14 protein-coding genes are annotated in these 20,342 nt (G+C 64.6%); 9 read left to right on the top strand and 5 right to left on the bottom strand.

Features of this window, described 5'->3' with window-relative positions:
* Window positions 1–60 precede the first annotated feature (60 nt).
* The 3 genes from OG718_RS22065 (at window position 61) to OG718_RS54430 (ending at window position 3,451) form a co-directional block, all read left to right on the top strand.
* The gene (locus OG718_RS22065) at window positions 61–1,503 is read left to right on the top strand and encodes a DNA phosphorothioation-associated putative methyltransferase (protein WP_328844984.1); all 1,443 of its coding nucleotides are present in this window, start codon (window positions 61–63) and stop codon (window positions 1,501–1,503) included.
* A 59-nt stretch (window positions 1,504–1,562) separates the two neighbouring features.
* A complete protein-coding gene (locus OG718_RS22060; protein ID WP_328844983.1) occupies window positions 1,563–2,414 on the top strand; it encodes a hypothetical protein in 852 nt (283 codons plus the stop codon).
* Window positions 2,415–2,974: 560 nt separating this feature from the next.
* Complete coding sequence (locus tag OG718_RS54430) at window positions 2,975–3,451, top strand: HIT family protein (protein ID WP_443055348.1); 477 nt, start codon at window positions 2,975–2,977, stop codon at window positions 3,449–3,451.
* Between the two features lie 249 nt (window positions 3,452–3,700).
* Here the strand turns inward: OG718_RS54430 and OG718_RS22055 are convergent, their stop codons facing one another.
* The 5 genes from OG718_RS22055 to OG718_RS22035 form a co-directional block, all read right to left on the bottom strand.
* Window positions 3,701–4,501, bottom strand: coding sequence for a phosphoadenosine phosphosulfate reductase (locus OG718_RS22055; protein WP_328847804.1), 801 nt, complete (start codon window positions 4,499–4,501; stop codon window positions 3,701–3,703).
* A 224-nt stretch (window positions 4,502–4,725) separates the two neighbouring features.
* On the bottom strand, window positions 4,726–5,373 hold the full coding sequence (locus OG718_RS22050) for a hypothetical protein (RefSeq protein ID WP_328844982.1): 648 nt from the start codon (window positions 5,371–5,373) through the stop codon (window positions 4,726–4,728).
* Window positions 5,374–5,459: 86 nt separating this feature from the next.
* Window positions 5,460–6,314 carry a phospholipase D family protein gene (locus OG718_RS22045; RefSeq protein WP_328844981.1) on the bottom strand — a complete coding sequence of 285 codons (855 nt, stop codon included), beginning with the start codon at window positions 6,312–6,314 and terminating at the stop codon, window positions 5,460–5,462.
* 38 nt (window positions 6,315–6,352) lie between these two features.
* Complete coding sequence (locus tag OG718_RS22040; protein ID WP_328844980.1) at window positions 6,353–8,248, bottom strand: ATP-binding protein; 1,896 nt, start codon at window positions 8,246–8,248, stop codon at window positions 6,353–6,355.
* Complete coding sequence (locus OG718_RS22035; RefSeq protein WP_328844979.1) at window positions 8,233–9,705, bottom strand: DEAD/DEAH box helicase; 1,473 nt, start codon at window positions 9,703–9,705, stop codon at window positions 8,233–8,235. The genes OG718_RS22040 and OG718_RS22035 overlap by 16 nt, the downstream gene beginning before the upstream one ends.
* 616 nt (window positions 9,706–10,321) lie before the next feature.
* On the opposite strand from OG718_RS22035, the gene OG718_RS22030 reads away from it, so the two are divergent.
* The 6 genes from OG718_RS22030 to OG718_RS22005 all read left to right on the top strand — a co-directional run bounded on the left by OG718_RS22030 (window position 10,322) and on the right by OG718_RS22005 (window position 20,329).
* Window positions 10,322–11,506 carry a cysteine desulfurase family protein gene (locus OG718_RS22030; RefSeq protein WP_328844978.1) on the top strand — a complete coding sequence of 395 codons (1,185 nt, stop codon included), beginning with the start codon at window positions 10,322–10,324 and terminating at the stop codon, window positions 11,504–11,506.
* Between the two features lie 45 nt (window positions 11,507–11,551).
* Entirely contained in the window at window positions 11,552–12,664 is a 1,113-nt protein-coding gene (locus OG718_RS22025; protein ID WP_328844977.1) for a DUF4007 family protein, read from the top strand.
* On the top strand, window positions 12,661–16,260 hold the full coding sequence (locus OG718_RS22020) for an ATP-binding protein (RefSeq protein WP_328844976.1): 3,600 nt from the start codon (window positions 12,661–12,663) through the stop codon (window positions 16,258–16,260). The genes OG718_RS22025 and OG718_RS22020 overlap by 4 nt, the downstream gene beginning before the upstream one ends.
* Window positions 16,257–17,090, top strand: coding sequence for a phosphoadenosine phosphosulfate reductase family protein (locus OG718_RS22015; RefSeq protein WP_328844975.1), 834 nt, complete (start codon window positions 16,257–16,259; stop codon window positions 17,088–17,090). The genes OG718_RS22020 and OG718_RS22015 overlap by 4 nt, the downstream gene beginning before the upstream one ends.
* Before the next feature lie 458 nt (window positions 17,091–17,548).
* A complete protein-coding gene (locus OG718_RS22010; RefSeq protein WP_328844974.1) occupies window positions 17,549–18,328 on the top strand; it encodes a hypothetical protein in 780 nt (259 codons plus the stop codon).
* Between the two features lie 3 nt (window positions 18,329–18,331).
* Window positions 18,332–20,329: a DNA sulfur modification protein DndB gene (locus OG718_RS22005; RefSeq protein ID WP_328844973.1), complete on the top strand. Its 1,998-nt coding sequence runs from the start codon at window positions 18,332–18,334 to the stop codon at window positions 20,327–20,329.
* The last annotated feature ends 13 nt before the right edge of the window (window positions 20,330–20,342 follow it).

Raw genomic sequence — 20,342 nt, 5'->3', positions numbered from 1 at the left:
GTGTCAGTTATGGTTCGGTGCTGTCGCATGTTGGCCTGTCCGTGGAATCAGGGGATGCCGATGACACAGCAGCTTTGGAGCAGCCAGAGGCATCAGACCGCGATCGGCCGAGTCGGCCTCTCGCTGCCGGCTCGTCGGGCCGTCGGCGACCTCCAGCTGGATCCCGACACGGGAGTACTGGACTACGGGTGCGGACGTGGCGGCGATGTACGGGCACTGCAGCACCTCGGCCTCGATGCCGCAGGGTGGGACCCGGTCCACTTCCCGGACGGGCGGCGTGAGCCGGCCGAGGTGGTCCTTCTCACCTATGTCCTGAACGTCATTGAGAATCCCGCCGAACGGCGCGAGACGCTCCTACGAGCCTGGGACCTCGCTAAATCGGTGCTGGTCGTGTCCGCGCGGCTGAGGTGGGAGCGCAACCAGATCAAAGGCGCGGAATACGGCGACGGCATTCTCACCCAGCGCCGCACCTTCCAGCGCCTCTACGCCGCTGGCGAGCTGCGCGATTACGTCGAGGAGGCCACCGGCGTCCGCTGCGTGTCGGCGGCGCCCGGCATCGTTTACGCGTTCAAGGACGATGCGGCCCGCCTGAGTTACCTCGCCCGACAGGTCGCTCCTGACGGTGGGTGGCTGGCGTCCGAGGACACCGCCTCGGCGATCACCTCGGTCGTCGATCATCTCGAACAGCGTGGCCGGATGCCTCAGCTGGAGGAAATGCCGCAGCCCATCATCAGCCTCCTTGGCCACCTGCGCCCCGCTGAACTCAAGCGCCTTGCCGAGCAGGAAGCCGACCCCGCGAAGGTAGAACGAAGCGCCGAGCGCGGAGCCCTCGACACACTGCAGTTCCTCGCGCTGGAGCTGTTTCACGGCCGGGGCCCGGTCAGCAGTCTGCCCCTGCCAGTTCAACTGGACATCCGTGCCTTCTTCCCGTCGTACACCGAGGCGTGCCACCGAGCGGATCGGCTGCTGTTCAAACTGCGCGACGACGCCTACGTCCGCCGGGCGATGAACGGATCGATCGCCGGCAAGTTCACCGCGACCGCCCTGTACGTTCACCGCCGCGCACTCCATCGGATCCCGGCCGTGCTGCGCCTGTACGAGCAGTGCGCGAGCATTGCCGCCGGCCGTCCTGGCGAGTGGTCTGTCGTCAAGCTCCGCCATCAGGGCCGCGGGGTCAGCTGGCTCGACTATCCCGAGTTCGACGCGGATCCCCACCCGCGAATCGCGGCCTCGTACGCCGTCGACCTGAAGACCCTCAAGTCCTCCTTCACCTCGTACGCGGACTCCACCAACCGTCCCCTGCTGCACCGCAAGCACGAGTTCCTTGCCGAGGATGATCCCGACGCACCCAAGTACCGGAGGCTCACGGACGCCGAGGTCCGCGCCGGTCTTTACGAGAGCCCGCACCTGATCGGCACAGAAGAGGGATGGGAGCGCGAACTCGTTCGCTGCGAGCGGGAGTTGCGAGGCCACAGGCTCGTACGGCGCACCACCAGCACGTGAGCCTCGCTCCGGCTCTCGGCACCGCAGTGATTGTCAGTGCTGTGTGCCACGCTCCACCCATGACCACCACCCGGATGGAGGGCTCCTGCCTGCCCTCATACCGAACGCTGTCTACCCTCGCGCTGTCCGAGCCCGAGGACCATGTCCGTGAACTCACCGACTGGGTGGAGCATGCCTCCGCCGTCGCCGGAGCCCCCGGCGCGCAGAACGGATGGGACACGGCCTACAAGTGGCTGCGTCTCGCCCAGGGCCTGCGCACGGTGACGTTCGACATGTCCTACGACGACGGCGGCATGTGCTCAGCGGGCCTCGACTTCGACGCCGTCTGGACCGAGATGATGGAGGAGTGGCAGCAGCACCAGGTCCGTCTCGGCTACCTGCGCGCAGCACTCGAAGCATTCGTCCGGCTGCTGTACCCGGACACCGCGAAGCCTGGTCTGGCGGTGGAGGCCGCTGAGCAGCAGTTGCAACACCACGCCGACGCGTGGCCGGTGCACGCGCATGCGGTCGCAGACCATTTGCGGACGCATGCCTCGGACGGCGTGCCGGGCGCTGGCCCCTCGCTGGCGGCGGCGGTGACCCAGGCGATTGTCCTGCACGAGGTGGCCGTCCGGGGCCGCGCCGCCATCCCCGAGCCGGGAAGCGACGATGACGGAAGGGTCTTTCCCACGGGACACGCCGAGGTCTGTGCGGCCAAGGAAGCCTCCACGGTACTGCTGCTGGGGATCCAGCTGCTGATGACCGCGGCGGTGAAGGAAAACCGCGTCGCTGTCTTCGACGACAAGTATCTTTTCGACGGCATGTGGATTCCCGACTCCGCAGGCGGCAGCCGGTGGGTGGATGAAGAGATGCCCTACGGCGAGTATCTCGCTGTTCTCCACCTTCAGCCTGGCGAGCCGCCCGAGTTCTAATCCCACCACGTGCTGTGGCCTCTACTCGGCACGCACCAGGTCATGGTCCAGCTGGAGTCACGCGCTCCCTCATCCTCATGGAGGTCACTTTCCTCCGGGCTCTCATCGGGGATGGCCTGAGTGAGCGGGATTCCGTACCTCGTGAGATCTCGGCCTCCCGGCTGAATGCGGAGTCAGTTGAGTTGGTGTGGTGGTCTCCGGGGGGGCATACGACGAGATCGGCATGTGAGAGGCAGCATGGATGGTCGGCAGTGATCGAGTGGTTCTCTCGCAGCCGTCTCTGCCCGCTAGCGGATCGGGTGGGCCTTGCTGGGCGGGGCGCTTTGCAACCCCGTTACATGCGGTCGCTCGCTCTTCTCGCGGTGCGTATGGGTAGGGGCCGCCCTCAGCCCTCGGTTGTGCTACTCCACAAGGGCGCAATCGGCATGGACTGGGGGAGTGGCTCCGGTGTTGAGGGGGGAGTATTTATATGGCTCAGTAGTTGTCTCCAGTGTCTGTGCCGTCCGTGATGCTGGCATTGACCTTACGGAAGGGTGCAGAGCGTGGCTCGCATCGAGGGTATGCCTGCAAGGAGCCTCACCTGGTGGGCTCGACTTGGCAATCTGACCTCCCGGGCTTCGAGATCGCAGCGTCGGGTAGTGGCTGAGCCCGGGTGCCTATTCTGCATGCGTGAGGACGCGTCTCTCAATACAGTTCTGAGGGAGAACGGCACCTGTTATGTGAGACTTGATAACTATCCAGCGGCAGACGGGCACGTTGAAGTTGTGCCGAAGCGTCATATTGTTTCCTTCTTTGAGCTAACCCCTCGTGAAGTCCTGGATGCCTACGCTCTGCTAGTTGAGAGTCAAGCGGAACAAAAGTCGATGTATCAGCCAGACGGCTACACGATTGGCGTTAACGAAGGCAGAGCCGCTGGGCGCACTATTGATCACCTGCATATCCATCTAGTTCCGCGACATGATGGTGATGTTGTCGATCCTCGTGGGGGTATCCGGCAGGTCCTCCCTGGACCGAGTCCAGATGCATGGGCTGGATAAGCAAGATCAACCACCCCAAGGTCAGTTAGCATCCTCTCTTTAGGAATGTCCCGTAGCGAGAAACCAGCTCCTCCGCTAGAGGATTGGTAGGATGAAGAATTGAATCCAGCCTGGCCTGTCGCGTTTCCTTTTGGATTGCTCCAAACGTGTGACCTTCCTCAGCGGCGATGAGGCTGTATGCAGTGGGAACGTTGCGGGGCCCGAAGCCAAGGCTTCGGGCCCCGCCCGTCGCGGCCTGCTAGGCACGTATCAGGTCATGCACCAGCCGGAGTCGCACGCTCCCTCATCCTCATCGAGGTCAATTTCCCCCGGGCTCTCATCAGGGATGGCCTGCGTGAGCGGGATGCCGTACCTCGTGAGATAGACATCATCCCGGCCGAGCGCGGCCCGTCGGAGGTTGATCGTCTCCTCCAGCCGGACCGACTGTGCGAACAATTCGGGCTCGTGGCGACGCTGGTGACGCCAGGCGTCGACGGTACGGAAGGGGCAGAAGAAGCAGGAGCTCTTGGGCGGTACCGGCAGGCCGGCCTCGGTGATGATGCGCTCGCAGTCGTCTCGGCGCAGCCCGAGGTCGAGGAGGGGGTACTCGATGACCTCGTGGGCTTCCCTCCGCCGACGGTTGGCGCGATGGATTTCGTCGAGCGAAATGCCGATGCCGACCGCCGCCGGTGCCTTCGCGGTGGCGCCATGCTCCCGAAGCCACCGCCCGACCACCTTGATCTTGAAGTCTGCGGTGCAGTTGCGGCGGCCAGGAGCGCCGTTGGCCATACGGACCGGGATGGGGATCGACCGGGTATCCGGCCGGTTCAGCCGCTGCATAAGGGTTTCCGTGGCCCCGTCACGGCGGCGTCGCTTGAGCTCGTAGATGTGCAGTCCCGCACGCTCGGCGTAAGGGATGGCGATCTCGCGAACGTACGCGAGAGTCGCCGGGTGCTCGCTGTCATCCCCGACATTGGCGAAGAGGAAGGTGGAGAAGTCGATCTCGCGCTGGGCGGCTAGCACCAGCAGCGCGGTCGACTGGACGCCGCCTCCGTAGGAGATAACCCTCATCGGGGATTCACTTGGCTGGTGAGCCGCCAGGTCGAGGACGGCCCGTGGGCCCGATTCCGTCGGGTTGTCGTGGTGGGCTCCGGGGGTGCGTGACAAGATCGGCATGTGAGAGACAGTATGGATGAAGTATCGAGGTATCAAGTGTTTCTCTCACAGCTGTCGGCGAACACGCTTAGCTATGCGGCCTAGCGTCCTGGGGGTCCCAGTCAGGTAGGGGAGGCCGACTAAGGTCGCGGCTCGATGACCACTGAGTGTCCCTCCGCCAGGACTGCTGCCAGGAACTCGGCCGCGGCCACTTGGTCGGCACCAGTGAATGTTCGTGCTGCGGGCGGGGCCTTGCGTGGCGGCTGGGAGAGGGGCTCTCTGTGCCTGCGCCCACGTGGTTTCTGCGGGGCGCGGTGACCTGTACGCAGCAGCTCGACTTCGGACGGGAGGATGGTGCGCTGCCGCTGTTGCGCATCATCCACGATGGTGTCCAGGAGCCAGAGAGGGGACCCGGAGAGGGTCAGGTCAGCCTCGGCGATTTGTCGCCGGTTACGCCATCGGGAGATCGCCTGCGCGTCCCGCGCGAGGACGCGGGCGGCCTCCTGGATGCCGAGGATGACGGGCAGGTCCTCCTCGTCCTGGACCTCGTAGCCGCGGGGGATGCTGGTCTTGTAGGAGGCCAGCCGGTCTCGCGCCACGTGGCGGTCGCCGACGCCGTCTAGCCGCATTACCGTCGCCAGCAGCCAGTACGGGTTGCCGGACGCGACCAGGTCAGGTGCGGCGAGGGCGCCCTCTGTCCGCCATTTCTGCGATGTTTGGCGCTCCACTCGATAGAGGGAGGCGATTTCGGCATGGCCCAGCAGGAACGGGACCCGCACCTGTGCCATGAGGGGGCCTTCCCATCACCTTCGTCTCCGTGGGGTGGCGATGAGCGGGGGAGTTGCTCCGCCGCTCTACGCCGTGCACGCAGATCTTAGGTGTGCTCCCGTCCTGCCCGCAGCTCCCACGAGCCCACCTCGGTGTAATAGCGGCCGAAGTGCTGCAGCCAGGCCGCGAGGGTCTCGGTCGTCCTCCGTGCCTGGTCTTCTGGGTCTCCTGTCCGTTCCACGATGGCCTTCTGGAGCTCGATGTTGCTGAGGCGCTCGCCGACGAGCAGCTTGTGGAGTTCTGGGATGGCGTGCAGCCGAGCTTCGACCGCCGCGTTGAAGTCGTGCTCCGCCAAACCTGCCGGGATATCGAGCATGGCAAGGTCCTGGATGATGCCGGCCTCAACCGGCGAGGTGAATCGCGTTCGCCCGCTGTAGAGCGCGAACACGTTCTCCGGGCGCCTCGTCTCCGGGTACCAGAGGGGGGCGGGTTCCCCCTCGGCCGGGGGCGCGATGCGTTCCTCCTTCAGAAGTTCTGCCTGCTGCCGGACAAGGGCGGCCACCAAGGGTGTGGCCGCTGTCGAGCGGGACTCGATCAGGCTGAGAGCGCGCTGCACTTCGGGATGCGTGACGGGCGCATCCAGCAAGAGCTCCACGTTGGCGTTGGGGACTCGGCCGGTGGCCTTGCCGGTCAGGTTCGCGGATCCGACCAGGCATCGGTCGTCGGCGACGTAGATTTTGGCATGCAGCGACGGGCAGAGAGTGATCTGCACGCGTTCGTCTCTCTCTGCCGCCTCGATGATCTCGGGGTCGGAGACTCCGGCGGCTACCTCCGCCGGAGTCCAGCGCGTGACGCATTCGATGTTCTCCACCGAGGCTGGCACTGAGGCGAGGGTCTCCTCGAAGATCGCCTTCTTGATGAAGGGCGCCACGAGGATCACTCGCGCGGTGGCGCCCTTCATCAGGTCGGCTATCTGCTGCCAGACGTGGTCCGGCTGCGTCACTCGTCATCGCTCCCGTCTTCGATGAAGTCACGGGCGTAGCGGCCCCAGTCGCGCCGGGCGTCCGAGATCCTGGCGCGGTCCCGCTTGTTGGGGATCTCGTCCTCCATGCGGGCCCAGGAGAAGACGAGGAGTTTGAAGGTGTCGGAGGCGCGGGCCAGGCGTCGACGGAGTTCGGCCTCGTTCGCGTCTTCGGGCACGTCTTCAAGGACGGTCATCAGCTCGCTGTGCAGCGGGTGTTCGGTGTTGAAGATCACCTGAAGCATGCCGGCCATGAGGTCGATGTTGAAGAACGCCGTGGAGTCCTGCGGGCTGGAGATCCAGCGGACACGCCAGTCTTTCTCGAGCGCCTCGTCGACCATGGACTGGGCGGTGTCCTCGTCGAGGTGATGCCGCTCGGTGAGCGCCGCGAACTGCTCCTGGCGCTTGTCGTTCTCGGTGGCCTCTTCTGCCAGGCGGTCGGTCGTTCCCGTGTGGCCGTCCTCCTGCCGACGCTTCACCGCGTCCGTGGCCTTGGACGTGACGACGTCGTCGTGGCGCTTCTTGCCTCCCCGCTTGCCCAGCGTGTGCTGCTTCAGCTTCCGCCGCATTTTGGGCAGGAGGTTTTTCTCCAGGTAGAGCGCGAGATCGATCAGGGGCAGGCGAGGGTCACCGAATTCGGCGATGCGGTCCTTGAACGCCTTGGGCGTCTCGTCCCCTTCGGCCTCGGCCGTCCAGTCGAAGTGAGCGAGCGACGAGAAGACCGTGGCGGTCTGCTTGTTGTTCGTGACGCCGAAGATGTCGTCGAGCTCCGGGGGGAATTCCACCTCGATGCCCCACCAACGCTCGACGGGGTCGTACCCGATGGCCCATTTGGAATCGAGGTCAAGTTCGCGTCCCTGCCGGACAAGGGAAATCCCGATGTTCCGTCGAGCATGCTGACCCCACGGATGGAAACCGGCGTCGCGGTTGGGGCTCGCGTTGTCGGGCCACGGGTGACCTTCGACGTCGGCGCGGCGGGCCTCGGGCCGGGCGATGGATGCCCGCACCTTCACATTGTGCTTCGTCCCGTCGACCGTGATCGGGAAGTAAGCGACCCCGGGTTCCTTCTCGTTGCCCATGTCGAAGGGCTCGAACATGGGCTTGTTCCCGAACGGCGGCGGCGTCCCGGTTGAGTCCATGAGGTACAGGGGATCGTTGGGCTCGGCGAAGTAGGCCCCGTTGTCCCCTTCGAGGACCTTTCCCTCGCGGACCGGCGCCATCTTGATCTCCACCCTGCCGTCGTGGAGGTAGTGCCGGTACACACGGCCGATCAGCTCGGCAGTGTTCCGCAGGGTGGCGCCGGCGCCGTGCCATTTGACCCGGTCGAGGTCCGACCAGACCACGAGGGTGCCGGTGGTGCCCAGGGGCGCCTCGCTGAGGTCGCTCCAGGACTCCGGCACGGGGCGGTGTTCGGGATTGGGGACGTCGTCGAGTCCGCCGTTGATCTCCTCAAGATCGAGGTAGGTGTACATGGCGTTCGGGGACCCATTGGTCCAGGACCAGACCTCGACCTTGGTGCACTGGGACATGCTGGAGTTGGGCAGCCCCATGCCGAATCGCCCGATGCGGTTGCGGTCGCCCCCGAGGCCGTCGCCGTACTTCAGGGCGCGCCGCAGGCGTTCGGTGTCCATGCCCTTGCCGTTGTCGAGGACGGCTATGGTGTCCACCCGGTGCCTCGTCTGGGTGGCGCCCTGCACCGGGCTCTCACAGGCGAAGACCTGAACCAGTGTGGCTTCCGCGTCGATGCTGTTGTCGATCAGCTCGGCGAGCGCGTAGGCGGTGTTCTTGTAGCCGCTGTCGCGCATGGCCTTGACGGTCAGCGAAGGGCTGACGATCCGGTATTTGCTTCCCTCGCCGGTCACGCGGTCTCCCATACGTCTTCCCAGTTGGTGAATGCCTCGGCCACGTCTCCGAACCCGGGAAGCTCCGGGTCGACGACGGTGACGATCTCGCAGGTGGCGGTTCCGCCGGCCTTGGGGCCGCGGATGACCCGGCCGACCATCTGGCTGTACAGGACCAGCGACTTGGTCGGTCGGGCGATGATGGCAGCACTGGCCGCCGGGGCATCGAAGCCTGTGGTCAGGACCCCGAAGTTGCACAGAATCATGGGGCGTCGGCCGGCGCCCTTGAAGCGTCTGATGGCATCGTTCCGGTGCCGGGCAGAGGACTCGCCGGTGATGAAGTCGGCATCGAGGCCGAGCGCTGACAGGACGGCAGCGATCAGGCGGCAATGGTCAACGGAGGCCGCGAATACCAGGATCCTGCGGTGCTGGCGTTCCAGTAGCTCCAGCACGGTCTGAACGACCTTGAGGTTCCACTGCTCGTCGCTGGCCAGCGACGCGATGATTTCCGACGGGATGTCGAAGGACTTCGCGAGTAGCTGCTGATCGCGCGCGGACAGATGCAGGCCGGCTTCGGAGGCGACGGTCTTCATGATGGGCTTGGCCAGGTAGCCCTGTTCGATGAGGGCGGTTACCGGGTTGCTGTATCCGTCGATCTGCAACATGACCTTCTGGCGGGCGAAGAAGTCCGACAGCCGCTCATCTTGCGTGACGTCCGCCCAGGTCCGGCCGGGGGTGGCCGTCAGGCCCAGCAAGCTGGCATCGGGGCGGATGGTGAGGGCGTCCACCACTCGCTGGTAGGTCGGCGCGATGATCTGATGAGCCTCGTCGAAGACTGTGAGGGTGCTGCGCGATGCGAGTTTGCGGAGAAGCTCCGGATCGCTCTTGTCCGCGGAGACGGCCTTCTCCAGCCCCAGGATGACAAGGCCGTCCGTCAGCGCCTCCACGTCGGTGGGCGCCTCACCCCACATCCGGACGACCGCAATCGGACGGTCGCCGAGCTTGGACCACGCGCGCTCGAACTCCACAGCCGCCTGCTCCAGCAGTTCCTGCCCACGCGCCAGCCAGACCACAAGCGTGGGCTCGTGCTGCCGCAGATGGTCGGCGATCAGGTTCATTCCGGTGCGGGTCTTGCCCACGCCTGTCGGCAGGTGAAGGACAACCCGCCGCGGCCCGTCGTACAGCAACTCCTTTACGCGTGCGGCTGCGCGCCGTTGGTGGGGGAACAACCCGTACTCGGGTTCGGAGTCCTGCCGAAAGAGCGGGGGCAGCGCGGGTGCCCTGTCGACGCTGAAGCCGAAGAACTCCAGCAGCTCCCGCTGTTGCTCACTCGCCCACTTCAGGCCGTTCAGGTAGACCAGGGCATCGGTGCCCGCGCCGTCCGTCCCAAGACGTTGGGCAAGCTCTGTCTGCTTGTCGGCGGGCAGGAGCCGCAGCAGCTCCTCGCGGTCCGTCTGATTGGACACGAGCTTCTCGGCGTCCACCGCCACGACAGCGACTGCTCGGAGCCGCTCATCGCCGGCGCTTCCGCCGTCGATGAGGTCGAGCAGAGCGCACATGTGCTTGCCGAGCCGCTCGCGGATGTACGGCATGGGAGCGCTGTCCAGCACGGCTTGGAAGGACAGGCCGGGCGACCACGCTGTCATCGATTCACCACCCCTGCGGAACAGGGGAGATTTCCCCCAATGTCTGAATGACCGTCAACTTGCGGAGCCCCCACCTCAGTTCTGTGCATGCAGAGCTGCCCGCAACTCTGAGTCGCCCCAGAGTTACAGTGCCCGATCACCATAAACCCACGCACTGACACTCGGATCTCAGCGATTGATATTCGCAGCTCAGGGCCGCTGATGAGGTGCGGACGGCCCCATAGAGGATCCCGTGCCGCCTCTGCGCCGATGCCCTTTCCCGATATCGGTTGCAGGCACCCAAGCAATAGGGAACATTAGTTCGAGTTACAGTTTGCGCTCCGGGCTGAGTGTCGGTTTCGCGGACTGATCGATCTCGATCGCTACGATCACGACTCACTCCTGGTGCTGCCCCCGGTGCGCACGTCCGGGTTCCACCAGGAGTAGATTGTGTGCGGTGCTGAGCGAGACGAGGTGGGGCATGAGGGATGAGTCTGATGGGCCGGTTTCGGCGTACCTCGACTACAACGCGACGGCGCCGATTCGGCCCGAGGCGTTGGCGGCCGTTGTGGACGCCCTGCAGGCCGTCGGTAACGCATCGAGTGTGCATCACCCCGGCCGGGACGCCGCCTATCGCGTAGAGGTCGCTCGTCGGCACCTTGCTGACCTGCTGAACTGCTCACCCGGGGAGATCATCTTCACGTCGGGGGCAACCGAAGCGAACAATCTCGCGCTGCGCGCGGCTCACCGCCGCGGGGCCCGGATTGTGACGAGTGGTGCGGAGCACCCTGCGGTGCTGGAGACAGCCCGGGATCTGGCCCAAAACGAGCCGGGATCGCTGACCGTCTTGCCGATGCGGGCGGACGGCCTGGTGGAAACCGTGGCCCTGGAGGAAGAGCTCGGCCGGGGCGACGTCGGTCTCGTCTCCCTGATGGCAGCCAATAATGAAACCGGGGTTCTCACCGACCTCACGCCGGTCGTCAAGGCGGCGCATGCCGCAGGCGCGCTAGTCCACACGGACGCCACACAGATGATCGGCCGGCTGTCCCTGGACCTTTCCGAAGTGGACGTCGATCTTCTGTCCCTGTCGGCCCACAAGTTCGGCGGCCCTCAAGGCGTTGGCGCACTGTTCGTACGACGCGGCACACCGTTGCCGTTCAGGCCGCTGATCACCGGTGGCGGGCAGGAGAAGGGGTGGAGGGCCGGCACCCTCAACGTGCCCGGGATCGCCGGTGCCGGAGCTGCCGCTGAGGCCGTCAGCCGTGACCTTGCCGACGACGTCGCCCGCGTGACCCAACTGCGCGATCAGCTCGAACACATGGTGACCACGGCTGTGGGTGGATGCCGTATCAACGGGCAACAAGCCCCCCGCCTGCCCGGTGTGGCGAGCATCACCTTTGCGGGTGCCCCGGCTGACGCAGTCATGGCCGCCATGCCGCACATAGCCGCGTCCGACGGAAGCGCCTGCGCCTCGGGAGCCCCAACTCCCAGCCACGTCTTGCTCGCTATGGGGCTGAGCCGGGAGGAAGCAGAGTGCACTGTGCGCTTCTCCCTCGGCTACGCCACAACCGCAGACGAGACCGCCGCAGCTGCCGAGGCGGTGGTGCGTGCGGTCCACCAGGTGCGCGCCGCTATGGCAACGACAGCCGGCGCCGCTGCTCACTGACTTCAGCAGTTCCCTTTATCTCTTCTTGTATTGAGAGGCCCTCGTATGGCAGACAGCAGGCTCGCGGAAGCCGCACATTCCAGCTTCGCGCGCCATGAGACCTTCGCCCCCCGCTTCGGCTGGCTGCATAAGGCGTACATGCAGGTCAAGGACAATCCGGCTGCTTTCCTTGCCGAAGATGCTCCGGTCCTGCTCGGCGTGGGTAAGAACATGGTCCATGCCATGCGGTACTGGTCAAAGGCGTTCAAGCTGACCCGCGAGCACGCCGACCCGGCGGGTAAGACGAAGGCCCAGTACGCGTCCCCGACTTGGGAAGCGCGGTGGCTGCTCGACGAGAAGGATGGCGCCGATCCCTACCTTGAGGAACCCGGCAGCTTGTGGCTGTTGCACTGGTGGCTCGTGTCGTCGCGGCCGGGCGCCAAATGCTGGGCCCCCGCTTGGTACACAGCGTTTCACCTTGCTCCGTTCTCTCGCTTCACCGTCGCGGATATGACGCAGGTCGTGACGCGGCATGTCAACTTCTCCTTCAGTGATGGACCAGTTGAGGCGTCGATCACCCGGGACGTCGAGTGTCTGACCAAGATGTACGCGCGCACGCCGGTCGAACAGAGCGGTTCCCGCGCCACCTATGAAGACCTCTTGGCCTGTCCTTTCCGTGAGCTGGACTTGCTGACCTCCGTGGGCACCCGGGGAAAGCAGGAGTGGCAGTTCACCACTGGCACGCGCACCTCTCTCCCGGCCCACGTCCTGGTCTACGCCTGCCTCGACTACGCCGCCCGCGACACCCAGGGTTCCGGCTCCATCTCTCTGGCGCGACTTGCCAACGAGCCCGGAGCGCCCGGCCGGGCCTTCCGGGTCCGGGAGCCTGAGATCGTCGCCGCCCTCGACAAGGTCGCCGTGGGCCGTCCGGAACTCAACCGGGTGGACGCCGTCGGCCAGCGGACCATGTCCTTCTCCAGCGATCCGATGGCGCTCGCCTGGGACATCCTCGACGAGCAGTACGACCACGTCACCCGGCGCCCCGGCTTTCCCACCCGGGACGAATGGAGCGCGCAGTACCCGCAGTTGGCCGAAGCAGAGGAGGCCGAGAAGGCCGAGAAGGCCGAACGCAAGATCCAGGACCACCAGCAGCAGTTCACGACTCAGGAGAACGCGTGACCACCGCAGCTCCCACGCGGACCTCCCGCACCCCGCAGGACGAGGTAACCACTCAGTTCCCGGCCGGTATCGAGCTGGTCGGCTCCCAGATGCGGTCGACCAACCTCGAACGCGACGTCGAGGACGAACTGCACGGACCGTATGTCGGCGCGAGGGCAGTTGATGTACTGGAGCGCATCGCCAACGCTGTCGGCGACCTGCGGCGTCCCCGCGCGTGGTCCTTCACCGGACCCTACGGCTCCGGGAAGTCCACGCTGGCTAACCTGATCGAAGCGCTTCTCGGCCGCGACGAGGACCGCCGCGAGGAGGCTCACCGGATCCTTGCGGACACCAGCCCAGCCCTCGCCGAGCGTCTCGCCACGGCTCGGGCTGAGCGGACAGGAACCGGGTTCCTCGGAGCCGTGGCCACCGCGCGGCGTGAACCGCTGGTCGCCACTGTGACCCGTGCGCTGGAGACCGCGGCAAAGCGCCGCTGGGGCAAGCGCATCCCGAAGAACATCGCCGCAGCACTCGCGGCCTGCGAAGACCCGACGACGACCGGGCCGAAGACGAAGCAGGTCATGGCCGCCATCAAGGCCCTGACCGACAATCAGCAGCCGCTCTTGCTGATCATCGACGAGTTCGGCAAGACCCTGGAACACCTTGCCGGACACAACGAATTCTCCGGCGCCGAGCACGATCTCTTCCTCCTGCAGGAGCTCGCCGAGCACAGCGCCGGGCCCAACGGCCTGCCCGTCTTCCTGGTCACCCTGCAGCACCTGTCGTTCATGGACTACGCGTCACGGTCCAGTGAGCTCAAGATCCGCGAATGGGCAAAGATCCAGGGCCGCTTCGAGGACGTCACCTTCGTCCCGCACCACGGCGACTCCCTGCAGCTCCTGCGCCGGCGTCTCGACCACTCCGCGGTCGACGCAGCGGGCCAGGACCTCATCCGCGCCTCGGCCCAGGCATCAGCCCTCGCGTGGAAGAACCACGGTCTGAACGTCCTTACCGAGCTGGCCAGCGACGACTTCGCCGGCCTCTACCCGTTGCACCCACTGACGGCGATCGCTGCGCCGATCCTGGCGGCGCAAATCGGCCAGCACGACCGCAGCCTGTCGGGCTTCCTCAACAGCGGAGAGCCCAACACCGTCCGCGACTCGCTGGTCGCACACTCCCGGCCGGATGCCGAACTCGCCAGCACAGTGCAGCTGCCACAGCTGTACGACTACTTCCTCAACTCCGGCCGGACCTCGCTGCTCGCGGCTTCCAACGCCGGCCGCTGGATCGAAGTCGACGCGCGCATCAAGGAAGCCAACGGACTGCCCGACGCCGACCAGGCGCTGCTGAAGACCATCGGCGTTCTGAACCTCATTGACGCCGACGGCGCGCTCAGCGCTACCAGCGAGATGATCCACCTCGCGCTCCACGACCCCACCGATCTGACCGACGCGGGCGCTTTCGCCCGCCTTGAGGAGCAGCTCGCCGACCTCGTCCGCCGCGGCTTCCTCGTCCACCGGGAGTTCAGCGGTGAGTATCGTGTCTGGCAGGGCACAGACTTCGACATCGACGCCCGCCTGAAGGAGATCATCAGTCACCTCGACGATGCCTCCATCGTCCAGCGCCTTGGCGCACACCTTCCCAGCGCCGTGGTCGCCGGCCGCCACAGCCAGGTCACCGGGATGATGCGGGTGTTCCTCACCGCCGTCAGCGGCCCAGAGACCCGCGAAATCCAGGCGCCGGACGAGCTGAAGGACCCGGCCGACGGCCTCCTCGTCTTCCACCTCGGCCCCCGGGACCAGTTGCCCACCGTCAACTCGACGCTGCCGGTGATCCTCGGAACAACCACCCACCCCGATGTGGTACTCAACTCCGCCACGCACCTCATCGCCCTAAAAGAGCTGCTCGAAGACAAGGAACTCGATCACGTCGCTCGGCGCGAGGTCACCGACCGCGCCGTCCAGGCGGAGGCCGAGCTGCGGGAGGTCATCCAGGCGGCCTTCTACCCGCCGACCCAGGACGCCACCTGGGACCTGTGGAACGCCGGACTCGCCCCGGGGACGGCCCCCGACAGCTCGAGCCTGCCGGCCCGCAGCCTCAGCGGCCTCGTCTCCCTCGCCTGCGAGAGCGTCTACCCGCACACCCCGCACATTCGCAACGAGATGCTCGGACGGCACTCACTCACCAGCAACGCCGCCCGTGCCCGCAGCGATGTGCTGGACGCGATGCTCACCCGCTCCGGCGAGCAGTACCTGGGCTTCGACGCGACGGCCGGAAGATACGGTCCGGAGCGAGCCATCTACAGCGGCGCGCTGGCCTTCCTCGGCCTGCACCGGGCCAACGGCCCAATCCAGGCAGAGAATTCCCCCAACAGCCTGCTGCCGTACGGCTTCTCCGCTCCAGGCGAGGGCCACGAGCACGCCCAGCCCGTCTGGGAGGCGCTGCAGGAGGCGCTGGACGCAGCAACCCGGCGTACCAGCCTCGACCACATCATCCGGGTCCTGATGAGCCCGCCCTACGGGGTGAAGGCCGGTGTCTGGCCTCTGCTAGTCGTCACCGCCCTGGTGATCCGCCGACACGATGTCGCCCTCTTCGAAGAAGGCTCCTACCTGCCCCGGCTGACGCCGGACGTCGTCGACCGCGTCCTCGCCGCCCCCGCCCGTTTCGACGTGAAATACACGCCAGTCGGGCAGGGCCAGCGCGCCAGTGTGATCAAGAAGCTCCTGGTGTCCCTGAAGGTCGAACCACCACGGTCACAGGCGCTGCGCAACCCCGATCTGCTGTCCGTAGCCAGGGCGCTGCTCGAACGCGTCATGGTCTTGAACAGCTACGCTCGCAAGACCAAGCGCATCTCTCCGGATGCGCTCGCCGTGCGCAACGCCCTGGCAAACTCCCAGGATCCGGACGACCTTCTCTTCCGGGCTCTGCCCAAGGCGCTGAGCCTTGCCCCCATCGAAGCCGGCACCCGCGCCGACGCGGCAGCCGCCACGGAGTATGTCGACAGGCTGACCGCAGCGGCAGACGAGATCACCGGAATCGAACGCACGCTGCGGGAAGAAGTGGTCGCGGTTCTCGCAGAAGAGTTCCGTCTGCCCGCGACGCTTCCCGAGCTGCGGTCGACACTCGCCGCGCGGCTGAATGGCTTCGCCACGGTGTCACTGAACCCGGAGCTGCGGGGCTTCGTCGACTTCGTGCTCAGCGAAAGCCTCGCTGACGAGGACTGGCTCGACCCGATCGTCGTCCGCCTCACCAACAAGGCACTCGGAGACTGGGACGACCGGGACGCAGGCATGTTCCCTCGCCTTGCACGCGAGATGTCCGCATCCCTCGACCGCGTTGCCCACCTCTACCAGGACAGCAGCGAGACCCGTGAGCAGGAAGTAAATCTGGAGACGCGGCTGTTGACCTTGACGGACAAGACAGGAGCGGAACGGCGGACGCTGATCTACGTGCCGGAGCAGTCCCGAGGCCAGGCCGACCAGCTCGCGGCCGACGTACTGCAGCAGGCTGAGCAGGCCCTCGGACCCGACGGCGCACGGATCTTGCTCGCCGCTCTTGCACAACGCGTTGCCGACGGGCCGGCTGTCACAGCAACTGAAACGAAGGAGGGGGCATGACGGATCCAGTCACCCAGGAAAAGGTTCGCCACGTCCTGGGTATCTCAGGCGGCAAGGACTCCTCGGCGCTTGCCATCTACATGCGCGATCGCGTGCCGGAGATGGAGTACTTCTTCTGCGACACCGGTGCTGAACTCCCAGAGACGTACGAGTACCTCAACCGGCTGGAAGCGGCCCTCGGTAAGCCCATCGAGCGACTCAACGCCGACCGGAACTTCGATCACTGGATGGAGGTCTACCAGGGCACCCTGCCCAGCCCGCAGATGCGCTGGTGCACCAAAAATCTGAAGATCAAGCCGCTGGAGGAGTGGGTCGGCGACGACAAGGTCATCTCCTATGTGGCCATCCGAGCCGACGAGAACCGCCTCGGCTACGTCAGCACCAAGCCGAACATCGATGCCGTCTTCCCCTTCCGCGAGGATGGCGTTGACAAGGACGGCGTGATGCGCATCCTCGACGAAGCTGGCATTGGACTCCCCGGCTACTACGAGTGGCGCACGCGTTCGGGCTGCTACTTCTGCTTCTTCCAGCGCAAGCACGAATGGGTCGGCCTGAAGGAGCGCCACCCCGACCTGTACGACAAGGCCGTGGAGTACGAGGACAAGGTCCGGTTCCGCCACACGGCCATGAAGGGCCGCAACTACACGTGGTCACAGGGTGAGTCGCTCCCGGAGCTCATAGAGCGCAAGGACGAGATCGAGGCCAAGCACCAGGCAGCCTTGGACCGCGCGGCCAAGCGCGTCAAGCCCAACCGGCCCCTCCTGGAAGTGCTTTCGGATGCGCTCGACTCCGACGACGACGAGGCCGGCTGCTCCGTCTGCCACCTCTGAGGCGTAGAAGCAGGTAAGTGGCCCGGCTCGGGCAGACCGAGCCGGGCCACTGCTATTTCCGGAGTAGCGCCCGCGACGCCGCTTGTGCCCCGGGCCGCGAGCGGTCAGTCAGAGGGCGGCGGAACCAGTGGCAGGACCACTGCTCAACTGGATGTCGCTCTGCGCGATGAGGCAGGTTGTGGGCGCTAGTCGGGCCGTAGGGAGGCTGGTACCGAAGCGCCGAACTGGGCGAGGTGAACGTCAATGGCCGGCCCATGTGGATCCCGGAACAGGTGTCTAGGATGGAGTCTTTGGCGCGTCATCCCTTTTCCGACCCTCATCCGCCGCCAAGTCGGCAAGTTCCCACGCAGGTTGAAGAGGCCCACTGCTAGGGTATGGGCTCGACTTCCGGCAGAGCGAGCGGATCCGCGCGTCCGTGCACCATGGGGGGATGGGTGTTCACTGCGTTTGAAACGCGCGTGCTGAACGTTCGCGAGTACTTGGCGATGGGACGGGAACGTTCCGAGCTGATACCAAGAGTGCCTGGCATATATATCTGGACGCTTGACTTCACTGATATCGGAAAGACAGCACTCGAGCGGGAACCGGAAGACGTGTTTTCTGTCGTCCAGGCAAGAATCAGTGCGCCCCGTGGTGAGCCGCTCGAAGTTGGAATGGTTGGGCGATATAGAAATGTTCTGATTCAGGATGTCCCGCCTGAGCTGACGCGTGCTTCAGCTGTCCGGGTGGAAGAGATGATAAAGGCTCGCAACCTGCATCTCGAATGGGCTTTTCTGTGTGCCACGCTGTTTCAGAGGCCACTGTACGTAGGTAAGGCCGTCAACTTGTCGGTACGCCTTAAGGCGCACATGAAATCGGACTCTCATCTCAGTGGCGAGCTTGAACGCCTGGGGCTGACGGTAAACGACTGTGCGGTACTCATGCTCCCTGTTGCATCACCCGACAATATCGCGGAGCTTGTGGCCGCTGAAGAAGAACGTGCTCGTGCCTTGCGGGCGGCCGGCGCGGCCGAACCGACCGCAAGAAATATCCTCAGCGCAGGAGAGGATGACGGCGCAGACGACGACGATGACGGGGGTAACGATTTGGACGCTGAAGACGATGACGCTCTCTTCTCGGACTCCGAACTTGACGCCGCGGCAGCCCCTGAGTTGAGACAAGTTGATCAGCTCGTGCGTTTTGCTGAGTCGCTGACCATTCGCGCCGCCCACCCTTTGCTGAATATGAAGATGGACTAACCCATGAGCCTTTCGTCACTGAGCCGTCGTCGCCCAGCCTATACCGACCAATACTCCTACGTCCGGGGCGAATATGCCATCGGTGATGAGAAGGTCCCCTATTTCTCCATCTCGATGACCATCAGGGAAGCAGATCAGTACCTGCGCCTGGCTCGGGAGCTAGCTTTTAGTGACGACGAGCCCGTGAACCTCGAGGAACTGTTTCAGCGAACGGTTGACGAGGACCGTGCCGCCGGCCCGATCGCTACTTACTTGAGGCAACCCGGCTCACTCAAGTTTTTCAACGCCTTCACCGTTGTTCTTCTACCAGTCGATCCCGATAAGGCTGACACGGTCGCTGAAAGTTACATTGAAGACTCAGCCGCCCCGGCCGAAACCCCGGATGGCGATCTTGAGCGTACGTCGATCGGCCCCGTTCAAATCGACAACTTGCCCGGAACGGATATCGGGTTCATCCGGTGGAGCACTAAGCGTGCTCGTGCCGTGATTCTCGATGGCCAACACCGCTTCCTGGCCCTGAAAAGGATCCTAGACTCACCGCAGACCAATCTGCTTAAGCCGGATACCACGAAGATTCCTGTACTTCTCTTGGTTCTTGACGAGAGAGCTGGATTCGTTCCTGCTCGAGATCAGGATAGGCTACTTCATGCCTGCAGGAGCATTTTTGTCGCCCTGAACAAGCATGCCGTGGCGGTCTCAAAGACGCGCACGTATCTGCTCGACGATCAGGACATCGTGTCCGTAAGTATGCGCCGTCTCTTGACGTCGGAAGTCGGAGACGGTCGCAATGGCCAAGATTCGATTGATCGAATCCCACTGGCGCTCGTCGATTGGCACTCGGATCAGGCGAAATTCGATCGGGGTCTTCATCTTACGAGTGTCCTCGGATTGCATGAAACCATCCGACAGATCTACCCGAATCGTTGCGACGAGTCGGACTATGAGGGACTGCGCGAATATATCACCAAGGTGAGTGCGCTCATCGGCCCTACAGGTGATTCGCGCTGGTCGGAGCTCGCCCTGCGTAATAGGGTGAGTAAGTACGAAGACGACGCATTGCCTTTCATATTTTCTGCTGAGGAAGTCTCTGCAGTTGCGGATGTCTTCGCGAGCGGCGTTGGGCAGGCGATCGTGCGCCCCCTCCTGCAGCTGGAGCCCTACAAGCAGCTGAGGGAGGGGTATCAGGCGGCAGGGCTGATTGGCGGCCCCTTGGAGCTCTGGCTTGGTTTCGATAAATACGGAAAGCAGGCATTTCAGACCCGCACGGGGAATGATCCGAGTGATCTCGCCCGCGGTATCGCCGAGAATGTAAAATCTGGCGATAATGCATTTGCTGTGATCTTTCAGCGCGGCATCCTCCTTTCGGCGGTCAGGTTTGATATCGCCCGGTCTGACTTTGCTGGCGAGTGGGAATGTTCATCGGATCGATTCGCTGTCCTTGACCGCTGGATCGAACGAATGAACGCACGTGTTGTTCCCTATCTCGCCAACCCTGATTTCTGGCTAGGGGCCGGAATTAAGGGTGACCGCAATGTCAACTACACTAAGGTGGGTGCCAACGGGGTCAAGGGATTGGTGTCCCTTGCGACCATGTGCCCGATTGCTGAGCTGAGAGGGGATGCGGCGGCGCTCGCCGAGGGGGGCATCTCTTCAGAGGCCCTGACAGGATCTGAACAGCTGGCCTGGAAGATGATCTCAGATCCTGACAGTCCTTACTTGCGAGACGATCGAGTGATGGCAGGCGCCGCAGAGCCTAGTCTTCAGTTTGCGGCGTATCGCTGGCTTGCACGGCAATTCGCAACAATCGGTCGCGGACGGGCAACGAGCGTTGTGACTGGCGTTACCCGACAGGCGTGCATCGAATATCGAAATGCGGCCAAAGCGTATGTCCAGAGCGAGCTCCGTGCATCGGGCGTGCCGGCAGACGAAGAGGTCGTACTGCAAGGGGTTCTAGTCCTCGGCGCCCGCCGCTTGGCCCAGATCGCGCAGGCATCTGTGTGAACCCCTCTCTAGT

It is taken from the genome of Streptomyces sp. NBC_00258 (assembly GCF_036182465.1).
Classification (GTDB): domain Bacteria; phylum Actinomycetota; class Actinomycetes; order Streptomycetales; family Streptomycetaceae; genus Streptomyces.
The sequence above is the reverse complement of the archived record's forward strand: the minus strand, read 5'-3'. Positions and strand labels throughout refer to the sequence as shown.